The organism is Aeromonas sp. PS2Canimalfood6, assembly GCF_048276795.1.
In the GTDB taxonomy this organism is placed as follows: Bacteria; Pseudomonadota; Gammaproteobacteria; order Enterobacterales; family Aeromonadaceae; genus Aeromonas; species Aeromonas caviae.
The window spans coordinates 13,309-34,453 of the sequence record NZ_JBLUXC010000020.1; the positions used below are offsets into that span (position 1 = coordinate 13,309).

Sequence of the window (21,145 nt, forward strand, 5' to 3'; positions counted from 1 at the left end):
ATGCCCCCTTAAAACAAGCTGTCTGCCAGAAACCCAACCCCAGCACCTGCCAGTGCGCCCAGAGGGCCACCGAGTGAACCCGCCATGCCCAACATGGCGCCCATCGATGCGCCAGTGCCGATGGTGCTCAGGGTTTGCCCCTTGCGAGCGGTCTTGAGACTCTTGTTGGCAGCCTCCATCTCCGACTCTCTGTTGGCCGCATCACGCAACCCTGCCATACCCTGCTGGCGCGTCTGGGCGCCAATATCAAGCAGTCCGTACCCCATCACATACCTCCACCAGTTTTGATTGCCTCACGCAGGCCGGCATCGGCGCCGGTCAAGATCCCCATCTGGCGTGCCTGCTCCTGCTCGCGCAGGCCGTTTTCAGTGCCCGCCGTCATCAGGGCAGCCCGCAAACCCTGGCTGTTGTCGTTGGTGTTGCTGCTCACCCCCATGCGGGCATTGCGGTTTGCCGTAGCCTGCTGGGCAGAACGCAGGGCGTTGGCGTTGTTCTCATCCACCCGGCCGAGCTGCTCCTGCAGCAACTTGCCGTTGGTGGCCAGCTCCATAAGCTCCTTCTGCTTCGGGTAGAAGCGGTCTTTCCAGTCCTGGTAGCTCTCGCGAGTGATCTGTGCAAATGTATCTGCGGCGTATCCCATCGTTTACCCCTTAATAGCCCTTGCCTTGCAGCACGCTGGCTGTCGGGCTGATCTTCTTGCTCACGGTTGCGGTTGTTGCAGGCGCCTTCAGCTCCTTGAGCCCATACGCCGTGCCAGCTCCAGCCAACGTACCAACCAGACCAGCTGTCGCCTGCTGGCTCTGGAATGAGCTCTGGGCGTCACTGGTGGCCTTGCGCAGGCTGGTTGTGGCCACATCCCCCATACCAGCCATAGATTCAGCCTTCTGCCCCGCGCCAATACTCACCACGTCCTTGAGCCCAGCAACATACTTATCTTGCTGGCTGGACTGGGCGCGATTGGTGGTGTCGGTCTGGCTCAGCGCCTGATCCGTCTCCAGATTGGACATGGCAGCCTGGTACTTGCCGCTGGTCGGATCCACGCCGCCTGCCGCCATAGAGTCGGCCAGCCCGGCGCGTGCCTCGCCAAAGGATTGAGCGGTACCCAGCGCGGCCGTGCCAGCCAGCTTGTCGTACTCGCTCTCGTTGTTGAGGTCATCCACCTTGTCCATGAAGATGTCCTCATACTGCTGCAGGTCGTTTTTATAGAGCTGCCACTGCTCCATGGCCACGTCAGCCGCAGCTTTCTGGGCTTCCGTCTCCTGAATTTCGTTAGAGCCACCCTTGCCCATCGCTCACCTCACAAGTTGATCTGAAACACAAAGAGCCCGTCAGCATCATCTGGCTGACGCACCCACCCCATTCTTGGCGCTACCCTGAGCCACCCCTTGCGCGCAGAGTGAAAGCGCAACCAGCGGGCACCTATCATGCGGGCCAGTCGCTTCACCTCCGGCAGGTGGCGCTCAGGTGCCCCACCATCCCCCCACCCCACCCAGACCAGGACACCGATCACGCCATCTTCTGCCTGTGGCTTGAGCACAAACCCATCATCACCACGCAAGAACAAAAACGCCTGCTTTTGACGGCAGGCGCTGGCGATGTTGCTTGGTAGGCTGGGCTCTCCTACCGATTTTCCTATCCGGCCCAGAGCGGCTTTCATCAATTAAACTGGCTCCCTGAGGGTAGCAAGCAGAATGCAATGCTTTGAGCGGGGACCCTAACACCTGCACTACCGCCGTATGACGCAGACTGAGAATCTATGATGACCGCGCAGGATATGGAGGCCGCGCCAGTACCAGCGTCAAACCCACCCTGGATTGTTATCGATTGGCTGGCTGCGGCAATTGAAATGTTGCTTCCTGATCTCACCTTGAATGGGGCTGTCGCGATGATGCCCCCGGCTGAATTTGTCAGAACGAGGCGGCCCGATATGGTCGCCGGCACATCCTGATCGTTACCACCTGGCCGATATCCACCCGACGCATACACCTCAACTGTTACCCCAAGGCAATACAAGTTTGCGGCATGAGTCCTCGAACCTTTTACGGACGCCGATGCCACTACATGACCACTCCCTGCGCTGTCTGTTGAGTTCGCACTGACAACCTTAGCACTCAGCACATCCCCAACAATCTTGTTGGCATAGACAGTGCCTTTCACATTGCAGGTTTCCTCGATGGTGACATTCTGGAATGTGCCTGCATTGGCGTTGACTGTACCTGTAAATGATCCGTTCGAGGCGAATAAACGGTCAGTGTAGAGCGAGCCATCGGCATAGATGATCGTATGCCACATCCATGACCAACCACTATATGGCCCGCCTTTACCGAACCCTGCAGCCCCTCCAGACAGGAAGGCATTGCCCATATCGATCTGGCCACCGTTAATCAACGGGGTTGTGATGCTCGCCCCGGCCTTGATGTAGTCGGCGGTGATCTTCTCAGCGTTCAGGATCTGGATGGTGGCCTTGCGGATAATGGCCTCGGCAATGACCGCCTGGCCATTGTCGATGGCAAACAGTGGCGCGGTGGTGCTTGGACTGTTCGGGTTGAACACAAAAAACTGACTGGCAGACACCACGACCTGGCTGGTGCCGTCCGATTTGGCTATCAGACCAATACCAGCAGTAATTTGGCCAGCACTGGCTTTGGCCGTCCACATCGCCTGGGCCCCATTTTGCAAGTCGGCAATAGCTTGGCTCTGGAGTTGAACGGCCGCAGCATTGGCGGCAATCCTCGGGTCGTCGGTGGCAACCCAGGCGGTGCCGCTGTAGCGGTATGGCCGATTGTTGCTGTCAGTGTCGAACCACAGATCACCGGTCCCCATTCCGGTGTTGGGGGCTGAGGCTTGGAAAAAGGTTTTGTTCTTGCTGCCAGCGACCGCCGATACCGTGTTGATCTGGCTGCCAAGCGATTGCACGGCATTCGCACGGGCAACCGACTCCGCCGTGATCTGGCTGGCGAGTTGCTGATCCCCCTGTTGATAGCTCGCCGACACCTGCTGGATCTGCTGGGCCATGGCCGAATCTGCGTCAGCCCGCGCCTTCGCTTCGTTGTTGATGGCCGCACTGTTCTGGGCGACACCCTGATTCGCCTGGTCAGCACTGTCCTGTGCTCCTGCAGCAGCGGCGCCCGCCGATTCAGCAGTGGCTTTCACCTGACTCAACTGCTCAGAAAGGGACTGGCTTGCCTCGGCGCTGACCCGTGACACTTCATCGATGCTGGCAGCCAGGGTCTGCTCAGCCCCCTTGAACTCTGCATCCATCGTGGACAACTGTTCAGCCAGCGCGCTATCAGCATCGCTACGCGCCCGCACTTCAGCAGCCACGGCAGCATTGGTATCCGCATTGGCCGCCTTGAACTCGGCATCAACAACGCTGATCTGTTGAGATAGAGCCTCATCCTTTGTCGCCCTGACCAACTGCTCGTTGGTGATCTGCGCCTTCAGATCTGCCGTTTCGGCATCAAACTCTGCGGTCAGCTGCTCGATGGTCCTGGCCTGCGCCTCCTGCTGATTTGCCAGCGTGCTCTGCTGTTGGAGAATGACGCCGCGAGCCTTTCGGTTCTCCCGGTCGCGTTCATCCCCGGTCAGGGCACCTTCAACCTGGCTGATGGCACCGATACCGATCTCCGACTCCATCTTGTCTTGGCGTTGGCTCAGCGACGCCTCATTGTTCACCACGACCCGCTGCAGCTCAGTGATGCTGGCCGAGTTCTCTCCAACCGTCACATCGATGGTGCTGATCCGCTCACCCAGCGCTCGGTCGGCATCTGCCAGGGCCTTGCTCGACTCAGCGAGGGAGGCAGACAGCGCCGCATCGGCGGCCTTGAACGCCGCATCGACAGTGCTGATCTGCTGGGCAAGCGCCTCGTCTTTTGTTGCCCGAGCCAGCTCCTCGGCCGCAATCCTTGCGTTGGACACCTCAAGCTCGCCGCCAAAATGGGCTTCCACCTCGCTTACCCGTTTCGATATCGACTCATCAGCGGTGACCCGGGCCGACTCCTCGCTGGTGATGTTTGCGACAAGCTCGGCAGTAGCATCTGAAAGTGCGGCAGCCAGTTGATTCTGGCGAAGAGACAGCGCTTCGTTTGCCGATGCGTTCGATTGTTCAAGAGCGCTGATAACGGCATTGGTATCCGCATTGGCCGCCTTGAACTCGGCATCCACAACACTGATCCGCTGTGACAACGCCTCATCAGCCGTCGCCCTGACCAACTGCTCGTTGGTGATCTGCGCCTTCAGATCTGCCGTTTCGGCATCAAACTCTGCCGTCAGCTGCTCGATGGTCCTGGCCTGCGCCTCCTGCTGATTCGCCAACGTGCTCTGCTGCTGGAGGATGGTGCCGCGAGCCTTCCGGTTCTCCCGGTCACGCTCATCTCCGGCTAGGGCGCCTTCGACCAGGCTGGCGGCGCCGATATCTACCTCTGACTCCAGTTTGTCCTGGCGCTGGCTGAGCGACTCCTCATTGCTCACCACGACCCGCTGCAGCTCAGTGATGCTGGCCGAGTTCTCTCCAACCGTCACATCGATGGTACTGATCCGCTCCCCCAGTGCTCGGTCGGCATCTGCCATGGCTTTGCTCGATTCAGCGAGGGAGGCAGACAGCTCTGTATCCGCGGCCTTGAAAGCAGCATCTACAGTGCTGATCTGCTGGGCGAGCGCTTCCCCCTGGCTCGCCCGGGTCAGCTCCTCCGTCGCAAGCCTCGCATTCGTATCCTCGAGGTCGCTGCTGAACTGCGCCTCCACTTCGACAATTCGCCTCGAAATGGCCTCATCGGCGGTGAGCCTGGCCTCAGACTCACTGGCGATATCCGCACTCAGCGAGTTATCAGCCTCGGTCATCTCGACGCGCATCTGATCCTGGCTCAGTGCAAGCGCAGCGTCAGCGTCGCTCGATACTTTCTCCAGTGCCTTGATGGTGGCGGTCGTCTCATCAAGGGCTGTGTCTGTCGAGGCGCTCAGGTCGTCGATGCGCTGGGCCAGCGCGCTACCGGCGTTGGCAATAACTTCCTCCACGCCGCTGATCCGTGCTTGGGTGTTAGCATCCCTCCCCTCAAATTTGACGTTCATATCGGTGATGCGCTTGGCTTGAGCAGACTGCTCATCCACGATCACCTGCTGCTGGGTGCGAATGGTGCCAAATGCGCTGCGATTTTCCCTATCCCGCTCATCGCCGGCCAGCGCGGCATCAATGGCAGCCTGGCCGACATCGGCAGCCCCCTCCGCCTTATCCTTTGCCAGTTCAATCTCGACCTGAATTTCATCAAACCGCCCAGCAGTGATCCCGCCCTCCGACTCGATAACCTCCTCCAGCGCTAGGATCTTGCCCTCCGCCTCGCTGGCCCTCACCTCCAGTCCGCTGACTCGCTGGGCGGCAACGCCATCGGCGTCAGCTGTCACGCGCGCCAGCTCGGTGATCTTGGCGTTCAGCTCTTCATCACTGCTGCTGATGGTGGCCTGCAGGCCATCGATGCGTTGTGCGGCCACTCCGTTGGCATCTGCCGTCACACGAGCCAACTCAGTGATCTTGGCGTCCAGTTCTTCGCTGCTACTGCTGACGGTCGCCTGCAAGCCGTCGATTCGCTGGGCCTGGGTGGATAGAGCATCGGCATGCACCGTCAGCTTGCTTTCTGCGTTGGCCAGCCTTTGGCCCTGCTCGTCCACCTCTTGCTGGGTGGCCTTCTGGGTCAACTCCCCTTTTGTGGCGTTGAGCTCCTGTCCAATCTGGGTGACCCGCTGCTGTTCGCCTGTGAACTCCCCCCGGGTGACGGTTTGGCTCAGGCTGGCATCAAGGCCATTGATGCGCTGCTCTGCCTCAGTGATGCGCTTGCCCTGGCCATCCACGGTGACATTGTCAGCCTTGCTGGTTATCTGGCCGGCTACGGCATCCAGATCTTGATGCACTTCGGTGATGGAGGTGTGCAGCTCATCTCGCACCGCATTGATGGCATCCATGGTGATGCTGCCGTTTTCAGGATCGACGACAAACACCGCATCGCGGAACGAGTCGAAATCCCCCTTGTACTTGTCCAGCTTGGCATTGAGGCGGTCCTGCACCAGACCAAGCTCAATGCTCGACATCCCCAGCTGCTGCTGGGCATCATCCAGCAGCTCTTGCGCTACCTTCTGGCGTTCATCCAGGCCGGCCAGCTCCTGCTCAATACTGGGGATCTTGCCCTCGATGGCAGCGACCTTGGGACGGATAACCTCGATTTCATCGACCTTTGGCTTTAGGATCGCAATGTCCTGCTCAATACTGGGGATCTTGCCCTCGATGGCAGCGACCTTGGGACGGATAACCTCGATTTCATCGACCTTTGGCTTTAGGATCGACACATCCAACTGGAGCTGAGGAACATCCTCTATGGGGTTGAGCAACGACTGAACCAGGTGGCTCTTTTCAATCTTGCCCTGCAACTCGTCCAGAATGTCCTGCACATCCCGACTGGTTTCCGCCACGATGCCCTGCATGCCCTGGAAGGGGCCCCTATCATCCTTTCCGTTGACAAAGCGCACCCAGTAGTAAAACGTGGCCCCCTTACCAATGGCGTCAGAGAAGAGGTTTGCGGACGACGTGCCCACCAGGGTGGCATCTGACTGGTTATCACTCTCCGCTCGCCAGATCTCGGCATGAGCATGCCCCCGGTACCGCGGCGGATCCCACTCCACCAGGACCGTGTGAAATGCACCATTGGCGATCACGTTGACCGGAGCGTGGGGAAACTCCATTTGGCCCGAAGGGAAAAGGTCCGGGTTCTTACCGGGGACGTACACGCCACCCGCCCCGTGGCGAAGCGTAGACAGCCCCAATGCCTCCAGCTCCCGGAAAGTGACTGCCTTATCAAGGCGATCGCCACGCTGCCCGGTGAGCAGCTCCACGTTCTCGGCTGTTGCGGCCTGGTCACGGCCGGCGCGATAAGCGGGTTTCTTGGCCATCAGTTCACCATCTCCGCCATGCTGCTCGCGAGGGTGATGCGGCTCACCACCGAGGTACCGAAGACCTCTATCTGCCAGAACCGGCCACGCACAGGGGGCAACCTGAACGCCCCGGGCACCAGGTTGCCAGGGGACAGCTCCATTACCTGCTCCCCGTCAACGAACAGCTTGATCCCCACTTGGCTGATGTCCGCAGCCAGCAGCCTGCAGCAACTGAACGACGCCCCCTCTGGCACCATAAAGAGCTTCGAACGCCAGACGAACTGACCATTGCTGGAGCTCCCGCCGCGCCAAATCTGCAAGCTGCGCCCCTTGGCAATGTAGAGGGAATCGCTCTCCATATCGGATACAGCCGCATCCCACCGGTTCGTCAGCTCACGCAAGTCGCCACTTTTCGGGTCAAAGATGAATGCGTGGGTGTCGGTCATGGCCACATATTTCCCCTCGTGGTGCCATGCCCGCATGCTCTCTGGCTTCATTGCCCGCCACTGGCTTCGGGTGATGATCCCCTCGGTGACCACCTGACCACCGTTGGCACCGATGCCGACCAGCCCGTCCGGGGAGGCATAGAGCACGACGCCATCCATAGCCACCATCGAGCGACCACTGACACAGGACTGCGGCAGTTGGCTGAGCTTCTGGGTGGTCACCGATGCCGGGCTCACACCCTGGGCAAGATAGGGGTACCCCTTGGTCCCAATCACCAAGGTGGTGTCGATGGCAGCGATCGCCACGATGTCGTGCTCAGTGGTCAGCCGGTACTTCTCCGGCCAGGCGTAGGGAAGGTAAGGCTCGCACAGGTAGAGGGAGTTGCCAGCAAACCCCGCACACATGCCATTCGCCATTTGACACAAGCCGCGCATGCCATCCGGCGGCATGGTGTAGTCGTAGGTCTCCAGCACGGCGCCCAGCTCCCCATCCTCCCGGGTATCGACAAACGAAGCTTGGGCAATGGGCAGCTCGGCGACCAGCAGGTAATCGGCAAGGCCGCCACCTGACACCGACCGATATATCCGGCGCTTGGTGATGTTACTGTTCTGGGTTGTCGGTGGGCTCAGCATCAAGGTGACGGATGACCCTGGGATCCCGATATTCACCTTTCCGCTGACAGGGCCAGGGGGGCCTTCCTCCCCCATCGCAGTGACGAAGGTATCCACGTAGAAGCGAGTTTCGTCATCTGTCAGGTCATCATCCACACCACCAACAGGTGAGGTGATCGTGCCAATCCCGACCGGAACACCTGGGGCTGGAATGCCTAGTCGATACCACGCCGTCGGCTTGTTGCTGCCGCCTGTGGCTATCTGGGCATGAGTCACCTTAGGGTATTCGCCATCAGTGTAGTAAACCCGGCCATACTGGTCCTGGGCAATCGGGGAGCGAATGGCCTCCACCACCTTGTTCCAGGCAAACCAGTGCTGGCCATAGTGAAAAAGGGTGGTAGGCACGATGGGCAATTCCACACCAGCACTGGCGTCATCCTCCAGCGGGGAGATAACGCCATGGTCAAAATGGCAGTCACGCGCAATCACCGCGACTTCATCAGACAAGAGGTGTGGCTCCACGCGCGGCATAGTCCCTCGCATGGTGACGATATCGAGTACGGGCATGTGGATCTCAGGGAGGCAGAAACGAAAAAGCCCCACTCGGGAGAGCGGGGCCATGATGGGTAAATCCTAACGCTGACAGCGCCAGGAGGCAAGCACCGGGCTCAGGCCCACACTCGCACAGGCGTCACCGGGTGGGTGCGCAGGGCCTCCAGGGCGGCGGCCAGCGCCTCAGACGTGGTGCGCACGTTGACGTGATAGCCATCCACCGGGGCCGTGACCGGCACCTCCTGGCCATCGACCAGGGTAGTCTCTCCGGTGGGCTGGTAGATAGTGTCGATCACATCGAGCGCGGCGGCAGGGTGATAGAGCGCCCCGCTGTCAGCGTCCTGGCTAAAGCCTGCCGTCTTGAGTGCAGTGGTCATCGCCGACTTGCTGCCCGCCTTGAGGTAGAGATCAATCATGGTCATGGGTCTTTTCCTTCCAGAAATACCAGCCGCCAAGGCGGCAGGCCGCCCAGAATAGCCAAGCCATAACAGGCTTGCCCTGGGCAATCATGCACTGGCGCAGGCGCCGGTCAGCCACGGCACGAGATACCGTGCCTTTGGCGCCATAGTCGTGGTCGTGCTGCTGGCAGCAGCTATTAGTACCGGGAGAAACGGGGCCAAGCCCCGTGCAGTAGTAGCGGGTCATCGGATGGTTTTTGCCTGCGCATCTGAGGCTGCAAAGTGCCAGACCCTCCAATCCCTGACGTGCATACGCGGCATTGCTCTCACAAATTTATCGTCGGCCCCGATCACTATCTGACCGTTTGTGAAACCGGCCTCTTTGGATGAGCTGCTGGTCGCTACCTTCACACCCGAAATCCACATCTCTGAAACGTCACCCCGGCGAATCAAGGTGACTCGACGGGGCACACTGGGCGGTAATATTGTTGAAACTTGCGCGGCTGTTAACCCTGCAAAGCTGGTGCCCCCGACGTAGAAGCGGAGCAATGCCGACGCCGTGGGCCAAAAAATCAGCTGCGTTATGACCGGGAAAATCCCCGCCGCATACAAGCACCCATACTCTGCCGGGTCGTATTGAACAGCAACCGCAAAAGACAAGGTGAAGTCCCGATTTAATGGCAGCATATTCCCAAGCTCTTGCAGCCACACCTTGTCCTGCTCACGGCGGGTCTGAGCGCCGTTGCTGCGGATCCTTGAAGTGGAAACATTGCCTGGCTCAATCTGAATTTCGCCGACATCCAGCAGGGCGGCACCGGCAGGGACGGCTGGGGTGGAGTCACTTCCTATATGCGGCCACACGAACGCCTTAATGGTATTTTTCCCCGCAGCCAGGACGCCACTCAATACCACATCAACCGCTCCCCCCTCGACAAGATCTACATAAACGGAGACGGGCGTCATATCATTACACCCTAGGCGCACCCTGGTGATCGGCGACCCAATGGGGCGGCGAACAGTAACGGTTACGGTATAGGGTTGCCCTTCGGTTGCAGGGGCTGACGGCAACCAGATATAACGACTGGCAGCCACAGCTGTTACAGAACGGAGCTGAGCATAATCACCGCCCATTGCCGGGTCTGTCTGCTTTACCAGGATCGAGTTTTCAACGTTGTTGCTCGTCATGTTCGAGCCAGTAAAGTTGTACGCCGTGAACAAGTTGGTGCTGGCTTTCTCAACCAGCAGGCCAGGCGCTTCAAAACGGGGCGTATTGGCGGGAACTTCGAGGCGGAGTCCCGTTGACTTGTCAATGTAGGTCGCCGAGGTTACCCGCTCGAAGTTGGCCCGCTTCGCGACGGTCAACTCCCCCACTTTCACATCACCACCGAAGCCGGTGATCATGCGCAGGTCATCGTTGAGCGGCAGCCATACATCCGGCAGCGGCATAGCCGACTGAAGCACGATATCCCCTGCGAGCGCGGCGCTGGCAGCAGCCTTATCCGCCTCTGCCTTGGCGCGGGCGGCCTGCCCCTCCCCCTCGCTGGTCACGCGCTTCCAGGGTATCAGCGTTTGCTTGGTGCCATCCGGCGCAGTCACCTCGATAATGGCTGCATTGCTCGTCAGCAGCGCCTGGAAGGCATCACTTTGTTGCTGATAGGCACTCAGGGTGGCCGTCAGGCGACGGGCGAACTCCGGAACAGAATCAGAAAAGGTCGTGATGATCTCGTAGGCTTTGCCTGTGGCAGTGGTGCCACGGTATGACTGCACCAGATACAGCTCCGTGTTGGACACCACGTAGTCCACCTCGTAGAAATCCACCGAGGTGCCACTGGTGATACAAAAAAGGTGGCCCTTGGCCACCCCGTTCTTGGTGTCTGCGAAGGTGGTCCCGGTACCGGTCACCTTCTTGTTACCATTGGTGACGGCCACCGTGCCGTCACGCTTCCACACTCCAGCCATGCTGCCCCCTTACTGCCCGGTCACGCGGGAGAAGCCTTCGGTCTTGCGCTGCTCCAAGTTAGTATCAACCTGGGTCTTTTCACCCAGTTGCTGCAGGTAGGCGTTGTAGTGGCCGATCGCCCGATTGGAGTTGGCGCTGTATTCGGAGTCCTTCGAGAAGGCCCGGTACATGATGAAGTCGATCAGCGGGTTGATGTAGATGTCATCCAGGTCGGCTAGTGCCGGAGAACCTGCACTCTCGACATCCGGCAGCATCTTGGATTGCGGGGCAACTGAGTAGATCACATCCACTTTCACTGCGGCGGCGGGGCCTGGGTAGAGATAGAAGTTCTTGGGATCGCGGTCGTCATAGGTGTAGGCCGCCACACTGGTGCCATCCTTGCCTGCATGCCAATCCGGGTAGCTGTCATCCAGCGCACGGCGCGGCACGAAGCGGATCACCTTGCCATCAGCATTGCGAAGTACCTCTATCAACCGGAGGGCATCAGCTGGCAAGCTCTGCTTGGTGCCGGCAGCGCAGTTGAACTGGACGTTCTTGGTGTGGGCATCCGGACGCATCAACACGATCGCTTTGGCAGCATCGTTGTAGTAGTCCAGCAGCTCCTGCTTGGGCCAGCGAACCCAGGTGCGATCGTTGAGCAGGGTATTTACCCGCTTCAAGATAGAGTCAACGGTAACGGTTGCCATGTGTGGAGTCCTTTAGAAAAAAGTGTGTTTGCGGGGCGGGTTGTGGAATTCGACCTGGGTCGGGGCGCTGTGCTCTTTGCGGAACCGACCAGCGCGACGCCAACCTTCGACGAACTCAGCCCGGTGGTACCCTGCACGCTTAGGGTCAGACCAGGGGCGGTCTGGCTGGGCATAGAGCAAGGCAGCGACGCCATGGGCAATGGCATCGGCGTGATCGTGGTAGAGCTGGGCTGGGAGGTCGGTGGCGCCTTTGACCGGGGCAGCCACATACCAGATCCGCGCATCGCTGAGATCAGTCAGGATGCTCAGCTCATTGGCCGACATGGCGAAGTAGTCACGCCCACTGACAAATGGCGCGCCCCCTTCACCGGTCAGGTGCAGCACATTGCACGATGTCATCCCGCTGATGTTGCAGACCTCCACCAGGCTGCCGGCTGACGCGCTGGGCAGTAGTCGGTCAAGGGTCAGCAAGGCCGACTCCCGGCAGAACGTGATGGCCGCCTCTGTGACGGCCTCACCCAGCATGACTTCGAGCGGGCCGGTGATGTGCAGCCTGACGGTGGGCAGGAACTGCTCACGCGACACCATCTGCATGTTATTCCCCCTGCTCTGCCAGCTTGGCCTTCAGGGCATCACGCACGCGCACCCGGTATTCGGGCACCTTCTCTTGCGGGCCCTGCGGCTCGATATCCAGATCTTCCCCTTCCACCAGGGTGGCCAGTTGGGCAGAGGTCATCTTGGCCAGGTCACGCTCACCGACCACCATGCTCTGCTCTTCCGCCAGGCGGGCCTGCTCGGCGGCGAGGCGCTCCTGCTCTTCGGCGGCAGCCTGGGCAGTGGTCTCCTGCCGCTCCAGTTCGCCAGCCAGTGCCTCATGGCGGATCCAGACGCTCGGGAACTCCAGCAGTTGCATGGCGATGTGGCTTTCCACATCAACAGCGGTATGGCGCGGGAACACCATGCGGCTGCCTGTGACGGTGTCTTTCTTGCTCAGCTTGTCGCCGATATAAACCACGGCAATTTTGTCGCTCATTGCGATGACTCCTATTCAGAAACGAAAAAGCCCGGCACAGGGCCGGGCATGGCGTGACGGGCAGCCTTACAGGTTGCCGATCACCTCATAGTGCAGCTTGAGCTTGACCGTGCCTGTTGCTGCGCCGCCGCCGACGGTGAGGGTGATCTCCTGGTCGGGCAGCGTCTTCAGATCGTCCACCGGGAAATACTTGGATACCGCCGTTGCCGTGCCTTCGGCGTTGATGATGACTGTCGAACCGACGGTGACGGTCAGCGTGGTGCTGGCACCCAGCGCACCGCTGATGAGGGTGGCGCCAACCACTTTCAGGTTGGGCTCCACCTTGTCACCAAAGGCGATGACATCGCCGGACGGCACTGCCGCCAGCTTGGCCACCAGAGTCGGGGAGATAGAGAGGTTGCCGAACGAACCAATAAACCAGCGGTACGCTCGTGCGATCAGGGTAGTCTTGGCCATGATATGGCTCCTTGTCTGGTCAGATAGTGTTGGGATGGGGCCTTTCCGCCCCATTTGTCAGCGGCTTAGCGAGCGATGGCGCTCACCGCGGTATCCAGCACCATGCAGCCATGGTCCTGAATGTTGCCGTTGCGCTGTTTGAAGCGGATCTTCTGCAGGCCGGATACCCAGCTGATGGAGATCTCGGTGCTGTTGCCGTGGTCGGTTTTCTCTTCGTGCATGCCGAAGGAGCCGCCCTGCTCGCCAGAGCCGAAGGCGTTAGCCAGCGCCTGACCGCCCAACAGGACCGCCCGGTCGATGGTGGTACCGGCAACCTTGTCCACTTCCGCACCGGTCGCGGAGTTGGCGGCGCACACCTTGACGGTGCTGCCTTGGTTGAAGCGGATCGGCATGCCCTTGTAGGGCTTGACCAGGATGCCGCGCCACATCGCCCCTTCACCCCGGAAGATGGGGTGGTTCCAGCCCTTACTGCGCTCCATGGCGGCAGCCAGCATCGCCTGCCAATCCTTGCCGGAGGTGGAGGTGTAGAAGTCGTGCCACTGGCGCGGGGTGACATAGAGCACGTAGAGCGGCTCGCCACCGGACGGATCCGCCACCATGCGGATCGGCTGGATGGGGTTGGCCATCTCGGACAGGAACAGCGACATGTTGTCCACGCAGCCCAGATTGAAGCGGTCAGCCGCGTCGATAGCTTCGAAGCTGGTCGCATCACCACCGAAGAAGTGGCGCTCGTAGGTGGGCGCAGTCAGCGGGTTGATCATGATATCGGCAAATTCCGGGTCATCCGCCAGCGGCAGGATGATATCGGTCGCGTAGTAGTCGCCGCGGGCGCCGGCCAGCTGGGCAAAGCCGCGCTGATCAACCAGTCGGCCGTAGTAACCATCAGCAAGCAGCGTGCGGGCGGTCTTGATCAGGTCGTGCTTGGTGCGCTGCTGGCTCATCTTGCCGCCAGCATCCACGCCGTGACGGGTCTGGTTGATTTTGAGCGCGAAGTCCGCAAAGGACAGGGACTCCAGGCGGCCATCCAGCTTCTGATCGCCCATGCTCGGGCGACCGGAGAGCTGATGGAACAGCTGCATATCTACGGAATCGCCGCGCTGCTTGGTCAGGTCGGTGATGCGAACTACCGGCGCACCTGCACTGGTCTGCTTGCCGCCGTTGACCTTGGCGCCCTTGGGGGCCTCTTCGGTCAGCATGTTCACCAGCGAGTGGGAACGGTTGGCCGCCGTAAACAGTGCGGCCTGCAAAATCTTGTTGGCTTGCGCCGAGGTGACTTGGGTCATGGTCCTCTCCTACATGAAAACAAAAACCCCGACACAGTGGTCGGGGTTGGCTTATTGAAATGGGGGGTGGGTTAGAACCCGGCCTGCTCCAGCAGCGCCTCCATTTGGGCGTCCGTCATGGCGCCCATCTCGCCGATAAGCTCGGTCTGAGACATGGTGCCGAAGCGCTCCACACCAGTGGGGGCTGCATGATGGGTCTGGCCGAGAGCCGATGGGCTGGACGGGATAAAGTCGGTAGGTTTCTCCGCCTCCTTGCTGGGGGCCTTGGCGGGAGGGATGACCTCATCACCAAAGGCCAGCTTGGTGCGGCGCGCCGCCTCTGCGAATCGCTCATCCAGCGACTTGCCTTGCCACGTGGGATCAGCCTGGAGCTTTTCATCGACGATGATGGCGAAGTCGAAACGGTCCTGGTCCTTTTCCCGCCAGCTCACCAGATCAGGTACCGCCTGCAGTGCGGCCTGTACCGGGTTGAGGGTGGGTTGAACCTGCTGCGGGGCGACCTGGGGCTCCAGCTTTTGGAGCTTGCGGGCAATGGCGGCGATGGACTTGCCGAGATCCGGGTAGTCCTGCGCCAACTGCTCGAGCTCCTCCTGGCTGATGTCGTCGGGGTCAACGTCGGGGTTGATCCCGTGCTTCTCCATCAGCGCCTGCAGCTTGTCCCGTTCAGCTTGGGCTTGCTGCGACTGAGCCAGCTGCTCACGCAGTTGCTTGGCTTCATTGCGTGCCTGCTCCAGCACTTCATACGGGATGGTGTGTTTACCGCTCTTGGCCAGGATCACCTTCTCAGGCTCCGTGGCCCCTTCACCGCCCTGCTCGGTGTTGGCTTGTTCGATACCGGCTGCCACCTCACCCGCCGACGGCGCGGGGTCTACGTCCGTTTGCTCGGTAGCAGTGCCATCATCCAGCTCGGCATCGGGCTCACGCTCGATCGCCTCCAGCATGGCTTCCAGTTCGTCCAGGCTCTCAGTGCCGTTCAGGTTGTCGATGTTCTTATCCATGGTTGTCCTCGTGGGTTTTCAGTGGGTGGTATCGCTACCCAAGCGGGGGAAGGCTCTCGGTAAAAGCGCTCCCCGGCTGGGGCTGGGCACAAAAAAGCCCGCACAAGGCGGGCAAGGTCTGTCGTCTATCGCTAAGGATTCTTTGCTGCCACAATCCGTTCAGTCAGTGCGGCCAGATACTCACGCATGGCGACCAGTTGGCGCTTCATCCGGTTCTGCTCATCTGCGCTCAGGGCGCAAAAGTTGACTGTCCCAGTGAAAGCCTCCAGCTTGCTGGTTCGCTCAGCCAGTTGATCATGTTCTTGGTGCATGCGCTCAATGTGGCTTGATTTGGGGCTTCCGCCATCAACCACGCGCACCTTGTCCGCGTTAATGACTCCTGATATCTGGCTGTAGCCGCTCACCAACAGCACAGGTTTCTCAAGGCGACACTTGAGCCGCCACCCTTCCAGCTTCCACAGCTCTTGGCGGGCCTTGGCTTCGGCATCCTTGATGGCGTACTTGGCGCCAAGATCTGCATTGAAGTTGGCAGGGTCGGCGCAGGCGGTCATGCCGATGGCAAGGGTGAAGTCGTTGGCAGCAATGGCGGTGGCCAGAGTTGTGGTGGTGCCAGGCACAACCTGCACCTCATAGCGAACGCCACGCATCAGAGCATCGATCTGGTCCGGAGTAACACGCGGCGCTGTCAGCCCGAGAGTCTGGATCTCGCGTTCCATTTCGGCATCTTCTTCACTGGCGCACACGGATGGCCATTCGATCATGAGGTATCCACCCTCAAACACATCTTTCGGGCTGAATGACACATAGTTGTTCTCATACAGCACGATGTAGTCACCAACGCCAGGGGTGAAGCGGGCAACCATGTCATGGGTGACCATGTAAGGGATGGTGATGCCGTCATAGAGCGGGTTGGTGATGTCGATCATGAAGTTGCCATGCTCGTCGCAGGGGTGAACTTCTGAGATTACAGCCGCATGAACCTTCTTGTGCGACTGGTACTCGGCCATCGCGTTACGGATGAGGATAATGCCGCCATCTTCGCTGAGGGCTGCTTCAAGTACACCTTTCAACTCAACACTGTCGGTCATGGCCCACTCCAAATAAAAAACCCGGCACAATGGCCGGGTCTGGAAACGAAAAGGCCCAATCTCGAGAGACTGGGCCATGTTGGGGAAATCGTAACGCTGGCAGGTCAGGAAAGCAACTGTCAGAGCGCGATGGCGTCGATCTGCTGTTGGATGGTGTCCAACAGCTGGGCCTGCAGCAAAGCCTGCTCCCCCTGGATGCTCTGCTGCTCGGCAGCAAGGCGCTCCATCTCCTGCAACGTCTTGCCGGTCTGGGCCTGCTTGAGAGCATCCTCAAACCGGATGGAGTCGGTCAGCTTGGCGATGCGCTGGGCCTCTGCCTGCCACTTGGCGGCTTTGCCTTCCAGTTCTGCCAACTTGGCCTGCATCTCGCGCATGGCCAGCTCCTGCTGCATCTGGGCCTGCTGAGCCTGTTGCTCGGCAGCGGCGCGCTCCTCATCGCTCATCTCGTCCGGGTCTTTCGGGATGTTCAGGGCATTGCGGATCCGCTCCACGAACTCAGCCTTACGCGGTACATCCATCAGCTCAACCAGCAAATCGAAGCAGGCAGCGGCGGCCTCTGGCGGCAGCTGGGACATAGCCTGGGTCATTCGCTCGGCAAGTTGCTGCTTGTAAGCGGCTGTTTGCTGGATCGGCGCCAGTGCGATATGTGCCCGCAGCCGGGTCACATCATTGGTGAGTTTGCCATCCTCCTGCTCCACGTTAATCACCACAGCCTTGCGGCGGCGCGGGTCATCCCGGTTCACTGTCACCTTGTAGTTGCGCTTGCTGGCCATGTCTTCCAGCAGGTACGCCAGCGCCAACTGCCCCACTTGCTGGCAGCCCATCCGGTAGTTGTCGTTGATCTCCGAAAGCGTGGTCGCCCCCTGCTCCACCAGGTTGCTGATAGCCACGCCGGACTGCCCGGTGGAGCCCTGGCCCAGGAAGGCGGCATAAACCCCCATGGTGTCCTGGATCAGCTTCACCGAGTCCTGCATCACCTGGAACTGCTGGGCCGCCACGTTGAAGTCCTGCTCCACCTTGAAGGCATCGCTCACGCTGGTCTTGTTGGCGCGGTCCGGGTTGAGCTCGATGTAGCCATCAGGGCGCTCGACCTGCTCCAGCACCTGATCCCGGCTCATGTTGGTGGCGTCCTTGTCCATGATGACGCGCTTGGCCTGCAGCAGGAAGGTGAGCTTGATACGCCGCAGGTTCACCTCGTCCTGCGCCGGCATGGCTCGAGCAATCAGCCCATAGGGTTCGCCGGTGCGGTCTTTGCGATACCCCCAGAACGGCACCAGCGGGTACATGTTGTGGGGAGCAGAGCAGGGTCGATCAACCAGATGATGAGGGCCGACGAACCAGGATTCCCGGATCACGGCCACCGGGCAGCGTTCCAGCTTGGCGCGCCCCATGGCCACAGCAGCGAGATGCAGTTGATTGGTCTTGTCGTATTCCAACGCCCGGCCTGAGTCGAGCTTCAGCACCTGACGCATGGTGTAGGTGCGGTAGTAGACCACTTGCAGCAGCACCCGGTCCCGCTCCCGGCTGCACCACTCTATCTCCTTGCCGCTGAACTGACTCCACTCGTCATAGGCACTGACTAGGTTGGGATCCATCCCCTCGATGGCGGTCAGGCTTACCATCCCCTCCCAGTCGTTGACGCCCCACTGCAGCGCCTGTGCCTTGCTCGGGAACATGGTCTTGGCCTCATCCAGATCGACCCAGCGGCGGCGCATCAACCAGCGGCAGTCGCTTAGGTCCGGCTCCCTGCTGTGCCAGTCCCAATAAACCTCGTCTCGGTGGACGTTGCTGAACTTGTAGCGCGGGCCGAACGGGTCATCGCGGCGGCATACCTCAACCCAGCCCACACCGGTCTTTATCTGGCCGCCATACGCCTCGCCTCGGGCGCGGTCCAGTCCACCCAGGCGGCACATATCGGCATATTCAGCGTTGACGGCCTCCGCCAGCTGCTCCAGCTCGTCGTCGTGGTCATCGGCGATCACCATCAGATCGGTGCGGCTCTTGGCCTCCATCCCCAGCACGCCGTCGATAGTCGGGGCGATGAGGTTGTGGATCGTGATGGGCTGCCCGCGTTCATCGAGTGCCTTTTTTACCGCAGGTGGCAGTTGGTCGTTGTCGTAGTAAGCGCAAGCTCGATTGGCAAGGCTTCGCCAGTCCGGCTGGCCGTTGATATCGCTCATCAGTTTGAGCAGGCGCGGGGTATCGAGGCCGCCTTTTTCAGGGGCCTTGGGTTGGGCGTTGATCATCAGTTGGCCATCCAGTGCTTGGGTTTGCGGAAGGATTCAGGTTTGACGATGCGGGCCGGCATCCGGGCACGCATCTCTTGGGCAATCATGTAGCTCATGAGCTGGTCGTCGTAGCAGCCGTCCTGGGCGTTCATGCTGCCGCTCTTGTCGTAGACGTAGGTGGTGGCTTCGGAAATGGTACCGATCCAGCGGATCCCGGACTGCCCGGCACGCAGCAGGGCCTTGAGGCCATCAACCAGGATCGGCTTGGACTGCCGAGTGGTGAGCCAGCCGAGGCGTGGCGTTTCGTCGTCGCGGTCCCGGTCGATGTGCTCCTGGGTGTAGATGCGCCGGGTCGGGTAGATCTCACGGAGCTTGAGCAGCACAGCGTGACCGTGGTTGTTGCGCTCCGGGCCGATGTAGGCCGGGCCATGCTCTGCGGTGCCGTAGAACCGGCCAACGTGAGCAAGCAGTTGGGCAAAAAGCCCCGGGTCGAGATGCCCGAACCAGTGGGCCACCTGCCGGCCGTCGCTCTTGGCGGTCACGTCGAGGCTTGAACGGTCGCCGTGCTCGAGACCTTCCGCCACGTCAGCGCCGATGGCGTAATCCTCGTCGGGATCTGGCAGCTCCCAGACCAGCAGCATGTTCTCGAGGGAGCGCTGGCCACGCTCGTCCAGCTTCTCCGGCTTGCGGGCCTTCTCACGCCTGCCGGTCACTGGGTCGATGTCATAGACGATGAGCGGGGCCATGCAATCGCCCTCGGCATCCATGGTATGGATGGGGTCGAACACCCGGCGCCCAGAGGTTAGGAAGGCCTCCAGCGGCGTGCTGGGGAACTCCTGCTTCATCTCCGCGCCCAAGGTGGACTCCTTCAGCACGTACCATTGCCGCTGTTCGTCGGTAATGGTGCAACCCATCGACTTCTCGACCGCGGCGAAATACTCCGCCTGGGTCTTGCTCATCACCACACCGGAAGCGGGGACGTCGCCGCGATACTTGGGATCCTGCCACCAGGCGAAGAAGTGGAACTTCCAGTCGAGCTGACTGAGTTCACCGGATGCCCTGGCCAGCTCGAGGGACTTCATGCTCATGGCGTGGAAGTCGCCCCCCACCCCTTCGGCCGTGCTCTCGATGAAAGCCACGGCGCCCGGGTGGATCGCCTGCAGCGTCCCGGTTCGCACCTCCTTGGCCTTCTCGGGGTACTTGGCGCAGATCTTCCCGTGCTCGGAGACATGCAGGCGCTGCACGGTACCGGAGCGGAACGAGGTGGCCACCTGGATGCTGGAGCCGTGCCGGAACAGGATGTGACCGCCATTCGCCCCGCCGCGCCGGGTCACCACCTTGAACTGGGCCTTGAGCCAGCCGGGCAGGTTATCGAACGGGACTTCAATCTTGGTGCGGTAAATCTCACCTGCGGCCGTCAGGTCCTGGGCGATGATCCCGCACTTGAGGTTCTTGTTGAACAGCGCCTCGTCCAGCAGATAGATGTCGATGGCCGTGGAGAATCCGAGCTGACGCGCCTTGAGGATGATGTTCAGGTACCACATGGTCCGGAACAGCAGCTCCTGCGCCGGGCGCAGCCTGAAGCGCACCAGCTGGCCCTGCTCGTTCTCGATCATGTAGAGGTTGTTCATCCGCCACCACTTATCGCTGAGCTTCGAGCGGATGTAGGCCATCTGCTCCTGCTCAGTCATGGCGGAGGTATCTAGTTCGGTCATCGTGGGATCTCAGGCAATAAAAAACCCGCCGAAGCGGGTTGGTGTGGGTGATGCTGTAGTTATGTTCGTTCTTGCCATGCTGCGGTGATGGCGTTGACCTCTGCCCTGGCTGCGGCACGCTGCTGAATGTTTTCGGCCAGCATCCTCACATGACTGGGATCTGCAATCATTGCGCCCATCTCGACCAGCGCGCCGTTGCGGTAAAGGCGGTATGGCTCGAGGAGCACGCGCTCAATGGTGACAGTAGCGGCGTAATCAGGTTCGATGTCATAACCAATTTGTCGCGATGGCCCCAGAACTGGCGGCAACTCGTATTGCGCCTCACGCCCTGAATCAACGGCGTCGCACACCTCCTGAGGCAATGAGCAATCGGCGATGTAAACCGCTTCCCCAGCCTCATTCTTGCGATAAATTCTCATTATTACTCCAGTGGAAGCAAGTTCAGGCGATCGGGCTTTCATCTTTTATCCACCGCTCAAGCTCTGTGATCTTTTCATCCCAACGCTTGAAGTCAGCCGTAGCCTGCTCATCGTCAAGCCCGACATCCTCAACACCAAACAGCTCTGACACAGAGCGCAGCTTGGCGATAGCCTCAATAGCCAAAATTCTTTGGGTGGCCTGGCGCTCTTTTTGTTTCATGGCTGGCTCCTGCATGGGGTGAGCTCTGTGTAACGCTCGTAATACTCTGCGAATGCCTGAGCTTCTCTGGCATCCCGGATTACAGACCCACACTCATGAAGTTTGCCATCTTGATATATCAATGTCGGCTCAAACG

The 21,145-nt window shown here is 60.3% G+C and carries 20 protein-coding genes; all 20 read right to left on the minus strand.

All coding sequences use genetic code 11. The features are described from left to right. Positions 1-8: 8 nt before the first annotated feature. The 20 genes from ACNPAA_RS10380 to ACNPAA_RS10475 all read right to left on the minus strand — a co-directional run bounded on the left by ACNPAA_RS10380 (position 9) and on the right by ACNPAA_RS10475 (position 21,009). Positions 9-266 (minus strand): bacteriocin, encoded by a 258-nt coding sequence (locus tag ACNPAA_RS10380; RefSeq protein WP_111896608.1) that lies wholly within the window; start codon positions 264-266, stop codon positions 9-11. Beyond that, positions 266-640: a hypothetical protein gene (locus ACNPAA_RS10385; RefSeq protein ID WP_042878069.1), complete on the minus strand. Its 375-nt coding sequence runs from the start codon at positions 638-640 to the stop codon at positions 266-268. The genes ACNPAA_RS10380 and ACNPAA_RS10385 overlap by 1 nt, the downstream gene beginning before the upstream one ends. A 10-nt stretch (positions 641-650) precedes the next feature. Continuing rightward, positions 651-1,289 carry a hypothetical protein gene (locus ACNPAA_RS10390; protein WP_111896609.1) on the minus strand — a complete coding sequence of 213 codons (639 nt, stop codon included), beginning with the start codon at positions 1,287-1,289 and terminating at the stop codon, positions 651-653. A gap of 8 nt (positions 1,290-1,297) precedes the next feature. Next, entirely contained in the window at positions 1,298-1,657 is a 360-nt protein-coding gene (locus tag ACNPAA_RS10395) for a hypothetical protein (protein ID WP_111896610.1), read from the minus strand. Further along, on the minus strand, positions 1,657-6,933 hold the full coding sequence (locus ACNPAA_RS10400; RefSeq protein ID WP_417891732.1) for a phage tail tip protein: 5,277 nt from the start codon (positions 6,931-6,933) through the stop codon (positions 1,657-1,659). The genes ACNPAA_RS10395 and ACNPAA_RS10400 overlap by 1 nt, the downstream gene beginning before the upstream one ends. Further along, positions 6,933-8,378 carry a hypothetical protein gene (locus ACNPAA_RS10405; RefSeq protein WP_417891733.1) on the minus strand — a complete coding sequence of 482 codons (1,446 nt, stop codon included), beginning with the start codon at positions 8,376-8,378 and terminating at the stop codon, positions 6,933-6,935. The genes ACNPAA_RS10400 and ACNPAA_RS10405 overlap by 1 nt, the downstream gene beginning before the upstream one ends. A 263-nt stretch (positions 8,379-8,641) precedes the next feature. Next, positions 8,642-8,947 (minus strand): hypothetical protein, encoded by a 306-nt coding sequence (locus ACNPAA_RS10410; RefSeq protein WP_417891734.1) that lies wholly within the window; start codon positions 8,945-8,947, stop codon positions 8,642-8,644. Next, on the minus strand, positions 8,934-9,170 hold the full coding sequence (locus ACNPAA_RS10415; protein WP_417891735.1) for a hypothetical protein: 237 nt from the start codon (positions 9,168-9,170) through the stop codon (positions 8,934-8,936). Before ACNPAA_RS10415 ends, ACNPAA_RS10410 begins: the two co-directional genes overlap by 14 nt. Beyond that, positions 9,167-10,882 carry a phage head spike fiber domain-containing protein gene (locus ACNPAA_RS10420; protein ID WP_417891736.1) on the minus strand — a complete coding sequence of 572 codons (1,716 nt, stop codon included), beginning with the start codon at positions 10,880-10,882 and terminating at the stop codon, positions 9,167-9,169. Before ACNPAA_RS10420 ends, ACNPAA_RS10415 begins: the two co-directional genes overlap by 4 nt. Before the next feature lie 9 nt (positions 10,883-10,891). Then, a complete protein-coding gene (locus ACNPAA_RS10425; protein WP_417891737.1) occupies positions 10,892-11,569 on the minus strand; it encodes a DUF6682 family protein in 678 nt (225 codons plus the stop codon). 12 nt (positions 11,570-11,581) lie between these two features. After that, a complete protein-coding gene (locus ACNPAA_RS10430) occupies positions 11,582-12,163 on the minus strand; it encodes a hypothetical protein (RefSeq protein ID WP_114522648.1) in 582 nt (193 codons plus the stop codon). A gap of 1 nt (position 12,164) precedes the next feature. Next, positions 12,165-12,602 carry a hypothetical protein gene (locus ACNPAA_RS10435; RefSeq protein WP_280094125.1) on the minus strand — a complete coding sequence of 146 codons (438 nt, stop codon included), beginning with the start codon at positions 12,600-12,602 and terminating at the stop codon, positions 12,165-12,167. Positions 12,603-12,668: 66 nt separating this feature from the next. Next, positions 12,669-13,058, minus strand: coding sequence for a hypothetical protein (locus ACNPAA_RS10440; protein WP_280094126.1), 390 nt, complete (start codon positions 13,056-13,058; stop codon positions 12,669-12,671). Between the two features lie 65 nt (positions 13,059-13,123). Continuing rightward, positions 13,124-14,341, minus strand: coding sequence for a DUF4043 family protein (locus ACNPAA_RS10445; protein WP_280094127.1), 1,218 nt, complete (start codon positions 14,339-14,341; stop codon positions 13,124-13,126). Between the two features lie 71 nt (positions 14,342-14,412). Then, the gene (locus ACNPAA_RS10450) at positions 14,413-15,339 is read right to left on the minus strand and encodes a hypothetical protein (RefSeq protein WP_417891738.1); all 927 of its coding nucleotides are present in this window, start codon (positions 15,337-15,339) and stop codon (positions 14,413-14,415) included. A 131-nt stretch (positions 15,340-15,470) separates the two neighbouring features. Continuing rightward, a complete protein-coding gene (locus tag ACNPAA_RS10455) occupies positions 15,471-16,427 on the minus strand; it encodes a Gp49 family protein (RefSeq protein ID WP_408804460.1) in 957 nt (318 codons plus the stop codon). Positions 16,428-16,546: 119 nt separating this feature from the next. Next, positions 16,547-18,673, minus strand: coding sequence for a portal protein (locus ACNPAA_RS10460; protein WP_417891739.1), 2,127 nt, complete (start codon positions 18,671-18,673; stop codon positions 16,547-16,549). Continuing rightward, on the minus strand, positions 18,673-20,370 hold the full coding sequence (locus tag ACNPAA_RS10465) for a terminase (protein WP_417891740.1): 1,698 nt from the start codon (positions 20,368-20,370) through the stop codon (positions 18,673-18,675). Before ACNPAA_RS10465 ends, ACNPAA_RS10460 begins: the two co-directional genes overlap by 1 nt. Positions 20,371-20,429: 59 nt before the next feature. Then, a complete protein-coding gene (locus ACNPAA_RS10470; protein WP_210538423.1) occupies positions 20,430-20,789 on the minus strand; it encodes a hypothetical protein in 360 nt (119 codons plus the stop codon). 22 nt (positions 20,790-20,811) lie between these two features. Then, the gene (locus ACNPAA_RS10475; protein WP_417891741.1) at positions 20,812-21,009 is read right to left on the minus strand and encodes a hypothetical protein; all 198 of its coding nucleotides are present in this window, start codon (positions 21,007-21,009) and stop codon (positions 20,812-20,814) included. Positions 21,010-21,145: the final 136 nt, after the last annotated feature.

What these genes read in the sequence shown, in the direction of transcription:
- ACNPAA_RS10380 (WP_111896608.1), bottom strand. Translation starts at nt 266, where the DNA reads ATGGGGTACGGACTGCTTGATATTGGCGCCCAGACGCGCCAGCAGGGT.
- ACNPAA_RS10385 (WP_042878069.1), bottom strand. Translation starts at nt 640, where the DNA reads ATGGGATACGCCGCAGATACATTTGCACAGATCACTCGCGAGAGCTAC.
- ACNPAA_RS10390 (WP_111896609.1), bottom strand. Translation starts at nt 1,289, where the DNA reads ATGGGCAAGGGTGGCTCTAACGAAATTCAGGAGACGGAAGCCCAGAAA.
- ACNPAA_RS10395 (WP_111896610.1), bottom strand. Translation starts at nt 1,657, where the DNA reads ATGAAAGCCGCTCTGGGCCGGATAGGAAAATCGGTAGGAGAGCCCAGC.
- ACNPAA_RS10400 (WP_417891732.1), bottom strand. Translation starts at nt 6,933, where the DNA reads ATGGCCAAGAAACCCGCTTATCGCGCCGGCCGTGACCAGGCCGCAACA.
- ACNPAA_RS10410 (WP_417891734.1), bottom strand. Translation starts at nt 8,947, where the DNA reads ATGACCATGATTGATCTCTACCTCAAGGCGGGCAGCAAGTCGGCGATG.
- ACNPAA_RS10415 (WP_417891735.1), bottom strand. Translation starts at nt 9,170, where the DNA reads ATGACCCGCTACTACTGCACGGGGCTTGGCCCCGTTTCTCCCGGTACT.
- ACNPAA_RS10420 (WP_417891736.1), bottom strand. Translation starts at nt 10,882, where the DNA reads ATGGCTGGAGTGTGGAAGCGTGACGGCACGGTGGCCGTCACCAATGGT.
- ACNPAA_RS10425 (WP_417891737.1), bottom strand. Translation starts at nt 11,569, where the DNA reads ATGGCAACCGTTACCGTTGACTCTATCTTGAAGCGGGTAAATACCCTG.
- ACNPAA_RS10430 (WP_114522648.1), bottom strand. Translation starts at nt 12,163, where the DNA reads ATGCAGATGGTGTCGCGTGAGCAGTTCCTGCCCACCGTCAGGCTGCAC.
- ACNPAA_RS10435 (WP_280094125.1), bottom strand. Translation starts at nt 12,602, where the DNA reads ATGAGCGACAAAATTGCCGTGGTTTATATCGGCGACAAGCTGAGCAAG.
- ACNPAA_RS10440 (WP_280094126.1), bottom strand. Translation starts at nt 13,058, where the DNA reads ATGGCCAAGACTACCCTGATCGCACGAGCGTACCGCTGGTTTATTGGT.
- ACNPAA_RS10445 (WP_280094127.1), bottom strand. Translation starts at nt 14,341, where the DNA reads ATGACCCAAGTCACCTCGGCGCAAGCCAACAAGATTTTGCAGGCCGCA.
- ACNPAA_RS10450 (WP_417891738.1), bottom strand. Translation starts at nt 15,339, where the DNA reads ATGGATAAGAACATCGACAACCTGAACGGCACTGAGAGCCTGGACGAA.
- ACNPAA_RS10455 (WP_408804460.1), bottom strand. Translation starts at nt 16,427, where the DNA reads ATGACCGACAGTGTTGAGTTGAAAGGTGTACTTGAAGCAGCCCTCAGC.
- ACNPAA_RS10460 (WP_417891739.1), bottom strand. Translation starts at nt 18,673, where the DNA reads ATGATCAACGCCCAACCCAAGGCCCCTGAAAAAGGCGGCCTCGATACC.
- ACNPAA_RS10465 (WP_417891740.1), bottom strand. Translation starts at nt 20,370, where the DNA reads ATGACCGAACTAGATACCTCCGCCATGACTGAGCAGGAGCAGATGGCC.
- ACNPAA_RS10470 (WP_210538423.1), bottom strand. Translation starts at nt 20,789, where the DNA reads ATGAGAATTTATCGCAAGAATGAGGCTGGGGAAGCGGTTTACATCGCC.
- ACNPAA_RS10475 (WP_417891741.1), bottom strand. Translation starts at nt 21,009, where the DNA reads ATGAAACAAAAAGAGCGCCAGGCCACCCAAAGAATTTTGGCTATTGAG.